14 protein-coding genes are annotated in these 15,525 nt (G+C 67.0%); 4 read left to right on the top strand and 10 right to left on the bottom strand.

Going from position 1 to position 15,525, the window contains the following annotated elements; genetic code table 11:
- The 10 genes from LJE69_RS02230 to LJE69_RS02185 all read right to left on the bottom strand — a co-directional run bounded on the left by LJE69_RS02230 (window position 1) and on the right by LJE69_RS02185 (window position 10,146).
- Window positions 1–336, bottom strand: coding sequence for an RnfH family protein (locus LJE69_RS02230; RefSeq protein WP_296921035.1), 336 nt, complete (start codon window positions 334–336; stop codon window positions 1–3).
- Window positions 326–760: a type II toxin-antitoxin system RatA family toxin gene (locus LJE69_RS02225; RefSeq protein WP_296921032.1), complete on the bottom strand. Its 435-nt coding sequence runs from the start codon at window positions 758–760 to the stop codon at window positions 326–328. The genes LJE69_RS02230 and LJE69_RS02225 overlap by 11 nt, the downstream gene beginning before the upstream one ends.
- Window position 761: 1 nt before the next feature.
- Entirely contained in the window at window positions 762–2,132 is a 1,371-nt protein-coding gene (locus LJE69_RS02220; RefSeq protein ID WP_296921030.1) for a sodium-dependent transporter, read from the bottom strand.
- 306 nt (window positions 2,133–2,438) lie between these two features.
- A complete protein-coding gene (gene glmM, locus LJE69_RS02215) occupies window positions 2,439–3,779 on the bottom strand; it encodes a phosphoglucosamine mutase (protein WP_296921027.1) in 1,341 nt (446 codons plus the stop codon).
- On the bottom strand, window positions 3,776–4,600 hold the full coding sequence (gene folP / locus LJE69_RS02210; protein WP_296921153.1) for a dihydropteroate synthase: 825 nt from the start codon (window positions 4,598–4,600) through the stop codon (window positions 3,776–3,778). Before folP ends, glmM begins: the two co-directional genes overlap by 4 nt.
- Window positions 4,601–4,749: 149 nt before the next feature.
- A complete protein-coding gene (ftsH, locus tag LJE69_RS02205; protein ID WP_296921150.1) occupies window positions 4,750–6,687 on the bottom strand; it encodes an ATP-dependent zinc metalloprotease FtsH in 1,938 nt (645 codons plus the stop codon).
- A gap of 110 nt (window positions 6,688–6,797) precedes the next feature.
- The gene (gene rlmE, locus LJE69_RS02200) at window positions 6,798–7,421 is read right to left on the bottom strand and encodes a 23S rRNA (uridine(2552)-2'-O)-methyltransferase RlmE (RefSeq protein ID WP_296921024.1); all 624 of its coding nucleotides are present in this window, start codon (window positions 7,419–7,421) and stop codon (window positions 6,798–6,800) included.
- A 122-nt stretch (window positions 7,422–7,543) separates the two neighbouring features.
- Window positions 7,544–8,311 (bottom strand): hypothetical protein, encoded by a 768-nt coding sequence (locus tag LJE69_RS02195; protein ID WP_296921022.1) that lies wholly within the window; start codon window positions 8,309–8,311, stop codon window positions 7,544–7,546.
- Between the two features lie 466 nt (window positions 8,312–8,777).
- Window positions 8,778–9,137, bottom strand: coding sequence for a high-potential iron-sulfur protein (locus LJE69_RS02190; protein ID WP_296921019.1), 360 nt, complete (start codon window positions 9,135–9,137; stop codon window positions 8,778–8,780).
- A 502-nt stretch (window positions 9,138–9,639) separates the two neighbouring features.
- Window positions 9,640–10,146, bottom strand: coding sequence for a C40 family peptidase (locus tag LJE69_RS02185; RefSeq protein ID WP_296921018.1), 507 nt, complete (start codon window positions 10,144–10,146; stop codon window positions 9,640–9,642).
- Window positions 10,147–10,703: 557 nt separating this feature from the next.
- On the opposite strand from LJE69_RS02185, the gene LJE69_RS02180 reads away from it, so the two are divergent.
- The 4 genes from LJE69_RS02180 (at window position 10,704) to LJE69_RS02165 (ending at window position 15,467) form a co-directional block, all read left to right on the top strand.
- A complete protein-coding gene (locus LJE69_RS02180; protein ID WP_296921015.1) occupies window positions 10,704–11,135 on the top strand; it encodes a hypothetical protein in 432 nt (143 codons plus the stop codon).
- A gap of 145 nt (window positions 11,136–11,280) precedes the next feature.
- Entirely contained in the window at window positions 11,281–12,606 is a 1,326-nt protein-coding gene (locus LJE69_RS02175; protein WP_296921012.1) for a sodium:proton antiporter, read from the top strand.
- Window positions 12,603–14,432, top strand: a complete 1,830-nt coding sequence (locus tag LJE69_RS02170) for a glycerophosphodiester phosphodiesterase family protein (protein WP_296921009.1) — start codon at window positions 12,603–12,605, stop codon at window positions 14,430–14,432. The genes LJE69_RS02175 and LJE69_RS02170 overlap by 4 nt, the downstream gene beginning before the upstream one ends.
- A 24-nt stretch (window positions 14,433–14,456) precedes the next feature.
- Entirely contained in the window at window positions 14,457–15,467 is a 1,011-nt protein-coding gene (locus LJE69_RS02165) for a serine/threonine protein kinase (protein ID WP_296921005.1), read from the top strand.
- Window positions 15,468–15,525: the final 58 nt, after the last annotated feature.

Here is a 15,525-nt window from a genome sequence, read left to right as displayed (position 1 = left end):
TCAGGCGTCCGGCTTTTCTGACGCGGCGGCAGCGCGGGGCTTGTCGCCCGTATTGGCTGCTCGCACCTTGCGCGCCTGCTTCGGGTCGGCAATCAGCGGCGGATAGATCTCCACCCGATCACCATCGGCGAGGGTCGCCTCGAGCGTGGTGACCTTGCCGAACACGCCCACCTTGTTGACCGCGAGGTCGATGTCCGGGAAGCGTTGCAGCACGCCGGAGCGCTCGATGGCCTCGCGGATCGTGAGCCCCGGCTCGCCCTGCACCTGCAGCAGCGCCTGCTGCTTCTCGCGGGCGTAGGCCACCTCCACGCGAATCTTGCTTTCGTCAGTCACCATACACCTCGTCCGCTCGCTTGCAGAACGCATCCACGAGCGAGTTTGCAATCTGTCCGAACACGCCACCGAAGGCCTTGTCGATGAGCCTGCCGGAAAACTCGAAGTCCAGTTCCAACTCCACCTTGCAGGCATCCTCACGCAGCGCCTTGAAGGTCCAGGCCCCTGTCAGCTTGCGAAAGGGACCGTCCATGAGATCGATCTGCATCCGATGCGGCGGGTCGATGCGGTTACAGGTGGAGAACTTCTGCCGCACACCCAACCGGGCCACCTCGATGCGTCCGCAGATCTGCTCGTCGGTGGACGAGAGCAGTTCCGTGGACTGACACCAGGGTAGAAACTCCGGATATTGCTTGACATCGGCGACGAGCCCGAACATCTGCTCCGCCGAATGCCGCACCAATGCGCTCTTCTTGATAACCGGCACGTCAGATCAACCCGATCGCATTTAGGAAAACGATAATGACGCACGCCGGCGCCACGAACCGCACGAGCAGCAGCCAGAGACGGTACACGAAGGAGCGCTCCGTGAACCCCAACTCGTCCGCGCTCGAGGCGCGCCGCATAATCCACCCGGCGAAGATGGCGATCAAGACACCACCTAAGGGCAACAGGACATTGGCCGTCAGATAGTCGAACAGATCGAGGAAGCCCTTGCCGAACACCTTGACGTCGGACCAGACATTGAGCGACAGGAGGCAAGCAATCCCCAGCAGCCACACCAGACTGCCGCCCAGGGCCGCGGCGCGCGGACGGCTGAAGCCGCGATTCTCCACTAGCCAGGCGGTGATGGGCTCCAACAACGAAATTGCCGAGGTCCATGCCGCAAATACCAGCAGAATGAAGAACACGGCGCCGAACAACGCACCGCCGGGCATCTGACCGAAGGCAATGGGCAGGGTCTGGAAGATCAGCCCGGGGCCGCTGCCCGGCTCGAGGCCGTTGGCGAGCACGATAGGGAAGATCGCCAGTCCGGCCAGGAGCGCCACCAGCGTGTCCATGCCGGCGATGATAATGACGTTCTGCGCGATGGATGCACGGCTGTTGAGATAGGAACCGTAGATCATGATGGCGCCCATGCCGAGGCTGAGGCTGAAGAACGCCTGGCCCATCGCGCTCAGCAACGCCTCGCCGAAGCGCGAGCCGAGCTTGCCGAAATCCGGCGAAAACATGTACGCAAAGCCGCTACCGAAGTCGCCGGCCTCAGCGGCATAGAACACCATCACCACCAGCAGCAGGAACAGCGCCGGCATCAGCCAGCGCACCGCGCTCTCCAGTCCGCTCGCCACGCCGCGCGCCACCACCAGGGTGGTCATCACCATGAATATGGTGTGCCACGCGAGGAGCCGCTCCGGGTCCGACACCAGCCCCTCGAACATGGCCTGCGCCACGGCCGCGTCCGCGCCGGCGAACAGCCCACTACCCGCCCGGAACACGTAGGCCAGCGTCCAGCCGGCGATGACGCTGTAAAACGACAGGATGAGGAATCCCGCGACAATCCCCATCCAACCCAGCAGTTGCCATGCCGGGCTGCTGCCCTCCTCCCGCGCCAGGCTCTTCATGGTGTTGATGGGGCTCTGCCGGCCGCGCCGGCCGAGCATGATTTCCGCCATCATGATGGGGATGCCGATGCCCGCCACGCAGAGCAGGTAGACGAGCACGAAGGCGCCGCCGCCGTACTCGCCCGCGGTATACGGGAAGCGCCAGACGTTGCCAAGACCCACGGCGGAGCCCGTCGCGGCGAGGATGAACGCCAGCCGCGAGGACCACATGCCATGGATGGAGGTCGTCGATGACATCAAAAGCTCCTGTTGGGAATCTTTCGCCCGCGCCGCGTGCAAGCCTGCGCCAGCCGCATGGCGATGCGCCGCGGCGTGGATAAGGTCTGCCCGGGTTGGCGAGACTGGGGGCGGCGACTGGGAACGCGACTCGTGCAACAGCGCGCGAGCCCCGAGACCGCCTCTGGTCGTTGTCGTGATCTCAAGCGTGCGGATATTCGATAACGACTCCGATTACGACAACGACAACGAGGGAGCCCGGTCTCGGAACTTCCGTAGCGAGGCACTGGGATGCTTGTCTGGGATGCGTGACCGGGATGGGCGGCGTCAGGCGCCGATCTCGCTGCGTACCGTGTCGGCCAGTTGCTCGGCAAGCGCCTCCACCTGGCCGGCGTTCATGCCTTCCACCATCACTCGCACAACGGGCTCGGTGCCGGAGGGCCGCAGCAGCACGCGCCCGTGACCCGCAAGCTCGGCCTCGACCGCGGCGACCGCGCTCTGGATCGCCGGCAGCTTGGTGGGGTCCATGCGGCGCTCGAGGCGCACATTCACCAGCACCTGCGGATAGTGATCGACCTCGGTGGCGGCTTCGGTCAGCGTGCAGCCCCGCTCCGCCAGCGCCGCGAGCACCTGCAGCGCGGCAACGATACCATCGCCGGTGGAGGTGCGATCGCGGCATATGATGTGCCCGGAGGGCTCGCCGCCGAGGATACCGCCGGACTCCTTGAGTCGTTCCATGATGTAGCGGTCGCCCACCTGCGTGCGCTCGAAGGCGACGTCGATGCGGCGCAAGGCCAGTTCGAGACCCAGGTTGCTCATCAGTGTCCCCACCACCGGCCCGGCGAGGCAATTAGACCCGAGTCTCGACCTGGCAATGATATAGATCAACGCGTCGCCATCGACGATGGTCCCGGCCGCATCCGCCATCATCAGGCGGTCACCGTCGCCATCGAAGGCGATGCCGAGGTCCGCCCGCTCCTCCAACACCCGGCGCGCGAGAGCCTCTGGCTTGGTGGAGCCGACGTCACGGTTGATGTTGAGCCCGTCCGGCGCGGCGCCGATGGTGACGACCTGCGCACCGAGTTCCTCGAACACGTAGGGCGCGATGTTGTAGGTGGCACCGTGGGCGCAATCGAGCACGATCTTCATGCCACGCAACGACCGGTCCTGCGGGAAGGAGCCCTTGCAGAACTCGATGTAGCGGCCGGCCGCATCATCGACCCGCTTGATCCTGCCAAGCTCGGCAGCAGGCACCGTCGTAAGCGGGAGATCGATCTCGGCCTCGATGGCGAGCTCGACATCGTCCGGCAGCTTATCCCCCTCGCCGGAGAAGAACTTGATGCCGTTGTCGTCGTACGGATTGTGCGACGCGGTGATGACGATGCCGGCAGCGGCGCGGAAGGTGCGCGTCAGATAGGCGACGCCCGGCGTGGGCATCGGACCGAGCAGGCGAATGTCCATGCCCGCGGCCACCAGACCCGCCTCCAGCGCGGACTCGAACATGTAGCCGGAAATGCGGGTGTCCTTGCCGATGAGGACGGTGCTGTGCGCCGCGCCGCCAAGCACCTTGCCGGCAGCCCAACCGAGCTTGACGACGAAGTCCGGACTGATGGTCGGGTCGCCGACACGCCCGCGAATACCGTCGGTGCCGAAGTATTTTCGCTTCAATGGGAATCCCCCCAAGCGACGGAAACAGCGGCTGCCGCGCCCGACTCCACCGCCTCGACGGCGGCGACCACCTTGAGCGCGTCCACGGTTGCAGCGACATCGTGCACCCGCAGGATGCGCGCACCGCCGCGGGCGGCGATTACGGCAGCGGCCAGCCCGGCAGCCAGACGCTCATCCACAGGGCGGCCCGTCAGTGCGCCGAGCATGGACTTGCGCGACAAACCAACCAACAACGGCTGGCCGAGCGCCTTGAGCTCGGCCAGCCGCGCCAAAAGGCCGAGATTATGCGCCAAGCGCTTGCCAAAGCCAAAACCCGGATCGACCAACAGACGCTCGCGTGTAAGTCCTACGCCGACACAGGCCGCGATACGCTCGGCAAGGAAGCCGCGCACCTCGGCCACGACGTCTGCATAGGCCGGGTCCGTCTGCATGGTACGGGGATCGCCCTGCATGTGCATCAGACAAACCGGGAGGTCTAGCGCAGCGGCGGCGGCAAGGGCACCCGGCACCCGCAGCGCGCGGACGTCGTTAATAAGCGCCGCACCAGCGTCCGCGGCGGCGCGCATCACCTCGGGCTTCGACGTATCGACGGAGATCGGCACCGGCAGCCGCCGCGCCAGCACCTCGATCACGGGCACCACCCGCCCGAGTTCGTCGGCGACATCCACCGCTGCGGCACCGGGGCGCGTTGACTCGCCACCGACATCGATAATGTCGGCCCCGTCGGCCACCATCTGCTCCGCCCGACGCAGCGCCGCGTCGGGCGCAAAAAAATCACCCCCGTCCGAAAAGGAGTCGGGGGTGATATTGAGCACACCCATCACCAGGGGCGTGCCGAGGTCGAGCCGATGGTCGCCGCAGGCGAGTATGAGCCGGTTCGGCGGGGATTTCGGCGAAGATTCCGGCGCGGATTCGAGCGCGGAACGGGGCGCGGCGGCCGGTGCGGTCGCACCGGCCATCCGGGCCTCGGTCAATGCTCGCCGGCCGGCCCGCCGATGGGGCCGCCGGATGGCCGCCGGCCGGGCTGAGAACCGGCTTCGGGTCTGTTGGCCGGCGCCTCGGCGCTGCCACTCGGCGGCTGCGAGGCGTCGTCCGACCACTGCTTGGGCGGTCGCGGCTCGCGCCCTTCCATGATGTCGGTGATCTGTCGGGCGTCGATTGTCTCGTACTTGATCAACGCCTGCGCCATGGCATGGAGCTTGTCCATGTTCTCCACCAGGATGTTCTTGGCGCGGTCGTAGTTGCGGTCGATGACGCTGCGGATCTCCTTGTCGATCAGGTGCGAGGTCTCGTCGGAGACGTTCTTGTGCTGGGTCACCGAGTGACCGAGGAAGACCTCCTGCTCGTCCTCGCTGTAGGTGAGCGGCCCCAGCTTGTCCGACAGACCCCACTTGGTGACCATGTTCCGCGCCAGCTCGGTGGCGCGCTGGATGTCGTTCGAGGCACCCGTGGTCACCATGTCGGTGCCGAAGATGAGCTCTTCGGCCAGCCGGCCGCCGAACAGCGAGGAGATCTGGCTCTCCAGGCGCTGCTTGCTGTAGCTGAAGCGATCATCCTCCGGCAGGAACAGGGTCACGCCGAGCGCCCGCCCGCGCGGGATGATGCTGACCTTGTGCACCGGGTCGTGCTGCGGCACTGACCGGCCGACGATGGCGTGACCGGACTCGTGGTAGGCGGTCAGCTTCTTCTCCTCGTCGGACATCACCATGGAGCGCCGCTCGGTGCCCATCATGATCTTGTCCTTGGCCTTCTCCATGTCATCCATGTCCACCAGGCGCTTGTTGGCTCGCGCCGCGAACAGCGCCGCCTCGTTCACCAGGTTGGCCAGATCGGCACCGGAGAAGCCCGGCGTGCCGCGGGCGATGACCGACGGCACCACGTCGTCGGCGGTGGGCACCTTGCGCATGTGCACCTTGAGGATCTGCTCGCGGCCGCGCACGTCCGGCAGCGGCACCACCACCTGGCGGTCGAAGCGGCCCGGGCGCAGCAGCGCCGGGTCGAGCACGTCCGGACGGTTGGTGGCGGCAATGACGATGACGCCCTCGTTGCCCTCGAAGCCGTCCATCTCCACCAGTAGCTGGTTCAGAGTCTGCTCGCGCTCGTCGTGACCGCCGCCGAGGCCGGCACCGCGGTGGCGGCCGACGGCGTCGATCTCGTCGATGAAAATGATGCAGGGGGCGTGCTTCTTGGCCTGGTCGAACATGTCACGCACGCGCGAGGCGCCGACGCCGACGAACATCTCCACGAAGTCCGAGCCGGAGATGGTGAAGAAGGGCACCTTGGCCTCGCCGGCGATGGCGCGCGCGAGCAGCGTCTTACCGGTGCCGGGGGGCCCGACCATCAGCACGCCCTTCGGGATCTTGCCGCCGAGTTTCTGGAACTTGGACGGGTCCTTCAGGAAGTCCACCACCTCGACGACTTCTTCCTTGGCCTCTTCGGCACCGGCCATGTCGGCGAAGGTCACTTTGACCTGATCCTCGCTCAGCATGCGTGCCTTGCTCTTGGCAAAGGACATGGCGCCACGGCCGCCGGCCCCGCCCTGCATCTGGCGCATGAAGAAGATCCACAGGCCGATCAGGATGAACAGCGGGAACCAGTTGATCAGGATCTGCATCAGCACCGACGGCTTGTCGGGCGGCGCGGCCTTGATCTCGACGTTGTTGTTCAGCAGATCGCCCACGAGCCCGTCATCGCCGGGGGTGTAGGTGGTGAAGTGCTGACCGCCCTCGGTGACGCCGTCGATGGTGCTGCCCTTGATGGTGACCTCCTTCACCTGGCCCTGGTGCACCTGATCGATGAAGTCCGAGTAGGCCTCGGTGCGCGGCTGCGATTGCGTCGCGGTGAAATTGTTGAACACGGACATCAGCACAATGGCGATGACCACCCACAGGATTAGATTTTTTGCCATGTCGCTCACGGAGCGTGCCTCTTCAGTCGCCGGCGTCCGGATGCGAGCACCGGCGACGGCTTGTTCACAATTGGCTGGAGTGTTTGGGATTGGGTGCTTGGAGTCGAACCCTAACCGACCCGGAAGCCTTTTGCCACAAAATAGGTTTCGCGGCTCTGGCTGCGGGAGGCCTCGGGCTTGCGGCAGGCAACCTTATCGAAGCGTTCGCGGAACTGGCGCAGCACCGAGTCGAAGCCCTCGCCCTGGAACGCCTTGACGACAAGCGCGCCCCCCGGTAGCAGTGCCCGAGCGGCGAAGTCCAGCGCCAGTTCCACCAGGAGCATCGACCGGGGTTGGTCCACCGCCTTCATTCCCGACACGTTTGGGGCCATGTCGGAAAGGACAAGGTCGGCCGCCCGGCCGCCTAGCCAGTCGAGCGCCCTTGCCAGCACGTCGTCGTCGCCAAAATCCCCGCCGATGACGTCGACGCCTTCGATCGGGGCCATATCGAGCAGGTCCAGCGCCAGCACGCGCCCGCGCCGGCCCACCGCCTGTGCCGCCACCTGAGACCAGCCACCGGGGGCCGCCCCGAGATCAACCACGGTCATGCCGGGGCGCAACAGCCGGTCCTTGCGATCCAGGTCCAGCAGCTTGTATGCCGCCCGGGAGCGGTAGCCCTCAGCCTTGGAACGTAATACATAAGGATCGCTTGCCTGGCGGGCAAGCCAGCGCTGACTGCTCTTGGAGCGCTTCATGGCGAGGCTGTGCGCGATGGATCTGTGGGGACGCCGGATGGCGCAAGGTTGCCGACCAAAGACGCCCCGCGCAAGCGCGACTGCAAGCGGCAGCGGGAAACCGCCGATAAATCGGTGCTTCCCTAGCCGCGGTCCACCCAGTCGAACTCGAACAGTTCCAGCAGCCCCCCGGCAACGGCACCGGCGAACATCGCGGCAATCAGGCCGGCGGGCAACTGCTCGGAGACGTGCAACAGGATCGTCGTGAGTGGACCGGACGATGCCCCTTCGTCGAAGATGCCGGCAAGTCCGGCCAGCCCGTTGGCGGCAATGACGGCGATGACCGCGATCACCAAACCCTCGCTGAGGTCGCAGAAGCGCCCGCGCGTCAGCGCGTGCACGGGCCGCATCACGATTACGCCGACGTAGAGGACGCCGGTAACGGACACTTGGAAGGCCAGGACCGCCGGCATTGGCAGTTGGACGCCGACGAGCCGCTCGCCGGCGAGCAGCAATGCGCCGGCCAGCGTCCCCATCCCAAAGCCCACCAGCACCTTCAGCCCGACATCTTCGGTGCAGCGCCGCGGGAAACGCACCAAGAATCCCACCGCGATGCTTACCAGCACCGCCGCCAGGCTAGGCAGCCAGGGCGCGGTGCCCGCGGCCATCGCCGGCATCGCGCAGCCGGTGCCGATCAGGCTCGCCGTCAGCGCGAGCTGACGCGCACCATAGAAGGCGGCACCGATGCCGCCGGCAATGCCGGCGGCGGCGACGCTGGCAAAGGCGCCGAGCGCGGGCGCCAGCAGTTGGCTCACTACGAGGTATAGCGGGGCATAGATCATGCCGATCAGCGTCCAGACGGCGGCCCTGATCAACACGGGTGACACGCGAAGCGTGACGGCTTGGTCCATGGATTACGGCTCCCCCAACCGAGGCGCTGCAGTTCTCAGCGGCCGAATCGACGTTGCCCGGTGGCGGGCAGCAGCGCAACGCCCATCATCATTCGATAATACTGGCGGCTGCCCTCCGGAAAAACCGTGAGCGCACGAGCGAATGCTGCGCTGCATCAAGGCGTGCGGAATTGAGGCATCTGTCGGGCTGCGCCCACTGCGCAAGCCGTAGCGGAGCTGGCAAGCCGGCCGCGGTAGACGCCGGGAAGGAGTGACATGCGGCAAAGCGCAGGAACCGCTGGAGCGCCGAGACCGGAAGCGTCCGCTGGAGGCAGACGTACTGGGGCAGAGGTACTGGGGCAGAGGTACTGGGGCAGAGGTACTGGGGCAGAGGTACTGGGGCCAATTGCCGGCTTGGCGCCGACCCGGACGGGCCAGCGCCAAGGGCGTGCGCCGGGCAGGTGCTGCCCGGCGACGGCGAACAGTGTCAGCCGGCCCGCATGGTCCAGGAGGTGCACCAGCCGTTGCTAGCAACCTTCTTGCCGGGGAACAGGGTGCAGGACTCATAGCCCTCTTCGGCATAGGGCTGCGAGAAGTTGCAGTTGTGGCAGAACTGCTCGTCCGGCGGCAGGCCCGGGCGCGCGGCGCCGGCGCGGTCGGCGGTGGTGGCGTCGGGGTGGTACTTCAGCGCCTGCGCGGTGGGATCGGTGGCCGGATCGACAGCCGGCACGTCCTGGGCGTAGGCCGCAGCGGTGGCGACCAGGTTCATGACCGGAACGGCAGCCAGGCCACCGAGCACGGTCTTCACAGCGTCACGACGGCTCTTGTTAATCGGCTTATCGGACATTCTGACGTCTCCTTCTGATGTGGAGTGGGAACACTGGCCAACCAGACGACCCGCCATATGGGGGCAGGCCATATGGCAGATGGCCGCACGAGGGGCTGGCCAACCGGGGCAGGCCCCGAACCGCCGCGCATTGTGCAACAACCTTTCCAAAAAGGCGAGTTCGCACATTGCCCGGCAGCGGCCGCCCGCTTGAGTTGGACTGCCGAAGGCAGCGCAGGTTGCAGCCAGACCCACGGCGCTGCAGCCACCGCCGACAAGCGACCACCGGAGCTACGAGACGCACCGGGTTGCTTGAAAGGCCGAAATCTTTGCAGGTGCATCAAGTCTTGCGTGCACCGCAGCACCGATCAGAAAGGGCCAAGGGCTGCAACGGCAGTCGAGCGGAGCTGTGCGGTCGCGTCTTGGGCCTCGGCCCTCGGCCCTCGGCCCTTGTTGGATGCCGCGAGTCGATCGACGCGGCATTCGCCGTCTCATGCCGTTGTCGGTCTGAGGCAGCGCCTCGCTAGAGGTAGGTACCCGCGCCCAGATAACGCGCCTGCCAGTAGGGCCTGGACAGGCTGGACAATCGCACGCGGTGTTTGGACGAGGAGGCGTGCACGAAGCGGTCCCCGTCCACCATCACGCCGACGTGATACTGCGACGGGCCGGTCCTGAAGAAGACCAGGTCGCCCGGGGCAGGGCGGTGCCGGACAGGCCGGGCGGCGGCGCGCTGCTGGGTGGAAATGCGCGGGATGCTGACACCCGCGGCGGCATGGGCAAACTGGGTGAGGCCGCTGCAGTCCAGGCCCTGCCCCGGGTCCGAGCCACCGTACACATAGGGCGTACCCACCTGCGACAGGGCCGCCATCACAACGCTTGCGCGTTGCTCATCGAGGCCCGCAAGGTCAAAAGCTTCCCCGTCGGCGCTCACCGTGCGCGACGGCGAGCCGGCGCAACCTGCCAGAAGCCCCAGAATCGCGGCCGCAAACGAGACCCGAACCGCCCGCGAAGAGCAGTTAGCTGACAACATTGATGTAGATTCCCCAGAAGTTATTCTAAGTTTCTGTACGTCAAAGTAATAGTAGCTCGTTGGCACGCTGTCAAGGGAAAACCCGCAAGCCAGCGAAGGAGGGGGCTAGGGGCTAGTGCTGTAGTGCGCAAGTGCCGAGACCGTCTCGGATCGCTATCGCTATCGCCGTCGTGATCGTCGTCTCAACCGTGCGAATAGCCGATTACGACTCCGACAACGACAACGACAACGACAACGACAACGAAGGCAAAGTAAGGAGAAACGCTGCGCTAGGCGCTAGGCCGGCGCGTGACAACCGACAATGTACGGATTGCAGGCAGAGTCGCGGCGAGGACGCCGCTCCCACATGCACTCCTGCACTCCTGCACTCCTGCACTCCTGCACTCCTGCACTCCTGCACTCTTGCACTCCTGCACTCTTGTGCACTCCTGCACTCTTGCACTCCGCACTCCGCACTCCGCACCCGCCACGACGCCGACACCCGTCGCTGCGTCCGCCTTACGAACCGGCGCGCGGTCGCCTATGTTGAAGGGGCGCCAACCGACGGAGCCCCCAAAATGCCCGTGCCGTTGAAGCCCCGCCGCCTGGGCCTGGGCGGAACGAGCTTCCTGGAGCTCTCGCCTGATCCGGACCTGCCGCGCCGTTATCTGGTGCGCTTTTGCGGCTTCGACCGCGACCGCGGCGCACAAGCCGCCACGGAGCGCGCCCGCGTGCGGCTGCTGCTGGCAAGCCAGCGTGGCCAGGCGCCGCATCCTTATCCGCTGCCGCCGCGGGTGATCATCGGCAGCATCGACCGCGACGGCTGGCATTGCGGGCGCTCGCCGTACGCGCTGCCACTGGCGGAGCTGCCTGCGGTGCGCGCGCAGATCGAGCAACTCCTGGCAGACCTGACACTGCGGGTTGCGCTGGCAGCGGCGGCCCACGAGAGCCGGCGCCAAATTCCTGCCGGCAGCAGCCCCCCAGACGGCCACGGGCGGAAGCCGGCATAATAGGTGCCGGCCCGGGTACCGCCGTTGACTGCGTAACACGGCCGCCCGCGAATCCGCACAGCCGACGCCGCGCGTGTTTCACCCGCGCCGATGTCCGTGCCGTACCCCGAACACAGGCACCGCCCAGCCGAGCCAGCGACCGCCCATGGGACTGTTCGACATCATTGCCATCCTGATCACACTGTCCGCGCTGTTCAGTTGGATCAACTACCGCTTCCTGAAAATGCCCACCGCCATCGGCCTGATGCTGATCGCGCTGTTGGTATCGCTGGCACTGCTGATGCCGATACCAGGCAGCGACGGCCTGGAGAACGACGCTCGAGCGATGCTCGACAGCATCGATTTCGACGCGACGCTGATGCACGGCATGCTGAGCTTTCTTTTGTTCGCCGGTGCGCTGCACGTCAACCTGTTCGAGCTGGCCAAGCAGAAGTGGGTGATCGGGACGCTTGCCACTGCCAGCGTGATTGGTGCCACCCTACTGGTAGGCACGAGCGTCTGCGTGGTGTTCTGGCTGCTCGGCCTGGACGTGCCCTACATTTACTGCCTGTTGTTCGGCGCCCTCATCGCCCCGACAGACCCCATCGCCGTGCTCGGCATCCTGAAGAGTGCCGGCGCACCGAAGAGCCTCGAGGTCAAGATCACCGGTGAATCGCTGTTCAACGACGGTGTCGCGGTGGTCGTCTTCGTGGTGGTGAGCGAGGTCGCCTTCGGCGATCACATGACCCTGCCGCAGGTGGCGCACTTGTTCATGCACGAGGCCGGGGGCGGGCTGCTGTTCGGCCTGGTCACCGGCGGCATCGCCTACATGATGCTGCGCCGCGTGGACAACTATCAGGTGGAGGTTCTGATCACGCTGGCACTCGCCAGCGGCAGCTATGCCGCGGCCGAGCACCTGCACATCTCCGCGCCCATCACCGTCGTGGTCGCCGGCCTGCTGATCGGCAACCAGGGCCGCGACGGCGCCATGTCGCAGCTCACCCAGCAGCACCTGGACAACTTCTGGGAGCTTGTGGATGAGGTGCTGAACGCCGTGCTGTTCGTCTTGATCGGCCTGGAGGTGCTGGTGCTCACGTTGAGCCCGAAATACCTCATCGCCGGCGTGCTCGCCATCCCGCTGGTGTTGATCGCACGCGCCATCAGCGCCGGGTTCCCCATTGCCCTCATTCGCCGCTTCCGCAGCCTCTCGCCGGGGGTGGTGACCATCCTCACCTGGGGCGGCCTGCGCGGTGGCATCTCGGTGGCGCTGGCGCTCTCGCTGCCGACCGGCGAGAACCGCGACCTGCTGGTGACCGTCACCTATTGCGTGGTGGTGTTCTCGATCCTGGTGCAGGGGCTGACGCTCGGGCCGGTGGTGCGCGCCGTGGCCAAGCGGGCGGACATCGAGATGGAGCGTACGGAGCTGCTGCCGAGCGACGGCGCGAAGTCGGCATCCGATGCCGGTCCAGAGGCTGACCGCGCCGCGCCATGAGCCGTGTCATCGACACCTGGTACGACGTCTACGCCCACGCACTGTTCGGGCGCACGGTGCGCAGCGGCCTTGCCTACGACCTCATCTACAAGGCCATCGGCGTCACGCTGTTGGCACCGCTCGGCGCCTGGGTGCTACAGCGGCTGATCGACACCAGCGGTGCCGTAAGTGTCACCAACGAGGCCATCGCCGACTTTCTGGTCTCCCTGCCCGGCCTGGCCTTCGTGCTCCTGGCCGCCGCACTCACGCTCACCAGCGTCTATGCGGAGCTGGCGGGCCTCATGCACATTGCCGCCGGCGCCGGGCGCGGCCGGCCGGTGAGCTGGCGCGACGCGTTGGCGACGGCCCTTTACGCCCTGCCCCGCCTACTGCATCTCGCGCTGTGGCAGGTGGGCATCCTGCTGGCGTGGCTGTTGCCGCTGGCGGCAGTGGCTGCGCTCGTCTACAAGACGCTGCTGGGCGCGCACGACATCAACTGGTACCTCACCGAGCGGCCGCCGGTCTTTCTCGCCGCACTCGGCATCGGCGCCACACTGGCACTGGCGGCGCTAGCCATCCTGCTGCGCTATCTGATCGACTGGGCGCTTACCGTGCCGCTGTGCCTGTACGAGGGCAGCCGCGGCCGGCAGGCGTTGCGGCGCAGCGCGGAGCTGCTGCGCGGACAGCGCTTACGGACCTTCCGCATCGTGGTGCTGAACCTGCTGCTGGCCGTGGCCGTGTCGGCGCTGGCGCTATGGCTAGCGGATGCGGCCTTGGGCGCACTGCTGCGGCTCGTCGACGGGATGCGCCCGCTGGTGCTCGCGACGGCCCTTGCGGTGGTGCTGCTGGCCGCGCTGGCGATCATGGCGTCGTTTTTCGTGATGGCGGTACTGGCCGTCTCCATCATGCACCTGTACCTGTCCTTGATGGGCGTGGACGGCCTGCCGGATGGCCGCTGGAACACGGCCGCACGGAGAGCAGGTACGTCGCGCTGGATCATCGCCGGCGGGCCGCTGCTGGCGCTACTCGCCGCCGGCGGCCTAGCGGCGCATACGCTATCGGACCTCAAGCTCGGCCGCAAGACACTGGTGACCGCGCATCGCGGCAGTTCCGCGCAAGCACCCGAGAACACGCTCGCGGCACTGTATCAGGCCATCTCCGACGGCGCAGACTTCGCCGAAATCGATGTGCAGGAGACCGCCGACGGCGCGCTGGTGCTGCTGCACGACAAGGACCTGATGCGCGTCGCCGGCATCCCCACCAACATCTGGGATGCAAAGCTTGCGGACCTGCGCATGGTGGATGTGGGCAACCGCTTCGGCCCCGCGTTCGCCGGCGAGGAGATTCCGACTCTGGAGGAGGCCCTGACGGCCGCGGGCCGCCGCCTGGCGCTGAACATCGAGCTCAAGTACAACGGCCACGATCAGCAGCTCGCCGAGCGGGTAGTCGAGGCGGTGCGCGCCGCCGGCTGCGCCCAGCGCTGCATCATCACTTCGCTGAACCGTAACGGGCTCGCGCGGGTGCGCGAGCTGGCACCAGAGATCCGCATCGGCCAAATCGTCACCGCCGCCCTCGGCAACCCCCGCGGCCTGGACGTAGACCTGCTCAGCATGAGCCAGGCGCAAGTCACACCGGCCGTCGTGCGAACCAACCGCCGCGCCTGGCTGGAGACCCACGTCTGGACGGTGGACAGTGAAGCGGACATGGCCCGCATGCTCGACTACGGCGTCGACAACATCATCACCAATCGCCCGGCCGTGCTGCGGGACATGATCAACGCCCGCGCCGAGCTCTCCGACGGCGAGCTGCTGCTGCTGGCGCTGGGCCGCAAGCTCAAGGGGCAATAGCGCCATCGCCGCACGAACGCCAGCATGACCAACCACGCTGCCGCCACCGACCCGACCCCTTATGCCCGCCTCACCCCGGAGCGGGTGCTCGACGCCGTCGAATCCCTGGGCCTGGCCGTGGACGGCCGGCTGCTCGCGCTGAACAGCTACGAGAACCGTGTCTACCAGGTGGGCCTGGAAGACGCCGACCCCGTCGTCGCCAAGTTCTACCGGGCCGGACGCTGGACGGACGCGCAAATCCTGGAGGAGCACGCGTTCGCGCAGGCACTCGCGGACGCCGACATCCCGCTGGTGCCACCGCTCGTATATGCCGGCCGCACGCTGCACCGCTACGAGGACCTGCGCTTCTCGATGACACCCCGCCGCGGCGGCCGCGCGCCGGAGCTGGACAATGCCGAGGTGCTGCGCCGGCTCGGGCGGCTACTGGGCCGGCTGCACAACGTCGGCGCCGCGGCGCCGTTCCGACACCGGCCGGCGCTGACCATCCGGCACTTCGGCGAGGAGGCGGGCGCCTACCTGCTGGACGCGGGCTGGATACCCCCGGAGCTGGAACCCGCCTATCGCAGCGTGCTGGAACAGGCCCTGGTGGAGGTCCACGCCTGCTTCGAGCGCGCCGGCGCCGTCGCGCAGCTACGCCTGCACGGCGACTGCCACGCCGGCAACATCCTCTGGACGGACGCCGGCGCCCACTTCGTCGACCTCGACGACGCCCGCACCGGGGCGGCGATCCAGGACTTGTGGATGCTGCTCGCCGGCAGCCGCGAGGAGATGACCGCCCAGCTCGGCGCCGTGCTGGCAGGCTACCGGGAGTTCCGCGAGTTCGACCCCCGCGAGCTGCACCTGCTGGAGGCGCTGCGCACCCTGCGCCAGATCCACTACGCCGCGTGGCTCGCCCGCCGCTGGCAGGACCCGGCCTTTCCGGCGGCCTTCCCTTGGTTCGACGAGCCCCGCTTCTGGCAAGATCAAGTGCTGGCGCTGCGCGAGCAGATCGCCGCCATGCAAGAGGGGCCGCTGCCGATGCCGCCGGCGTACTGACGCCCACGCCGGCCCATCCGCCTCGTCCGTTTCGTCCGTTCCGTCCGACATCAGGCAA

The organism is Thiohalocapsa sp. (assembly GCF_022340605.1).
GTDB lineage: Bacteria > Pseudomonadota > Gammaproteobacteria > Chromatiales > Chromatiaceae > Thiohalocapsa.
Note: the sequence above shows the minus strand (reverse complement) of the source record. Positions and strands in the feature narration are given on the sequence as shown.

Bases quoted from the DNA above. Each gene is read 5' to 3' on its own strand.
- ftsH (WP_296921150.1), bottom strand. From the start codon at position 6,687: ATGGCAAAAAATCTAATCCTGTGGGTGGTCATCGCCATTGTGCTGATG.
- LJE69_RS02170 (WP_296921009.1), top strand. From the start codon at position 12,603: ATGAGCCGTGTCATCGACACCTGGTACGACGTCTACGCCCACGCACTG.
- rlmE (WP_296921024.1), bottom strand. From the start codon at position 7,421: ATGAAGCGCTCCAAGAGCAGTCAGCGCTGGCTTGCCCGCCAGGCAAGC.
- LJE69_RS02195 (WP_296921022.1), bottom strand. From the start codon at position 8,311: ATGGACCAAGCCGTCACGCTTCGCGTGTCACCCGTGTTGATCAGGGCC.
- LJE69_RS02180 (WP_296921015.1), top strand. From the start codon at position 10,704: ATGCCCGTGCCGTTGAAGCCCCGCCGCCTGGGCCTGGGCGGAACGAGC.
- LJE69_RS02230 (WP_296921035.1), bottom strand. From the start codon at position 336: ATGGTGACTGACGAAAGCAAGATTCGCGTGGAGGTGGCCTACGCCCGC.
- LJE69_RS02165 (WP_296921005.1), top strand. From the start codon at position 14,457: ATGACCAACCACGCTGCCGCCACCGACCCGACCCCTTATGCCCGCCTC.
- LJE69_RS02175 (WP_296921012.1), top strand. From the start codon at position 11,281: ATGGGACTGTTCGACATCATTGCCATCCTGATCACACTGTCCGCGCTG.
- folP (WP_296921153.1), bottom strand. From the start codon at position 4,600: ATGGGTGTGCTCAATATCACCCCCGACTCCTTTTCGGACGGGGGTGAT.
- LJE69_RS02220 (WP_296921030.1), bottom strand. From the start codon at position 2,132: ATGTCATCGACGACCTCCATCCATGGCATGTGGTCCTCGCGGCTGGCG.
- LJE69_RS02185 (WP_296921018.1), bottom strand. From the start codon at position 10,146: ATGTTGTCAGCTAACTGCTCTTCGCGGGCGGTTCGGGTCTCGTTTGCG.
- LJE69_RS02190 (WP_296921019.1), bottom strand. From the start codon at position 9,137: ATGTCCGATAAGCCGATTAACAAGAGCCGTCGTGACGCTGTGAAGACC.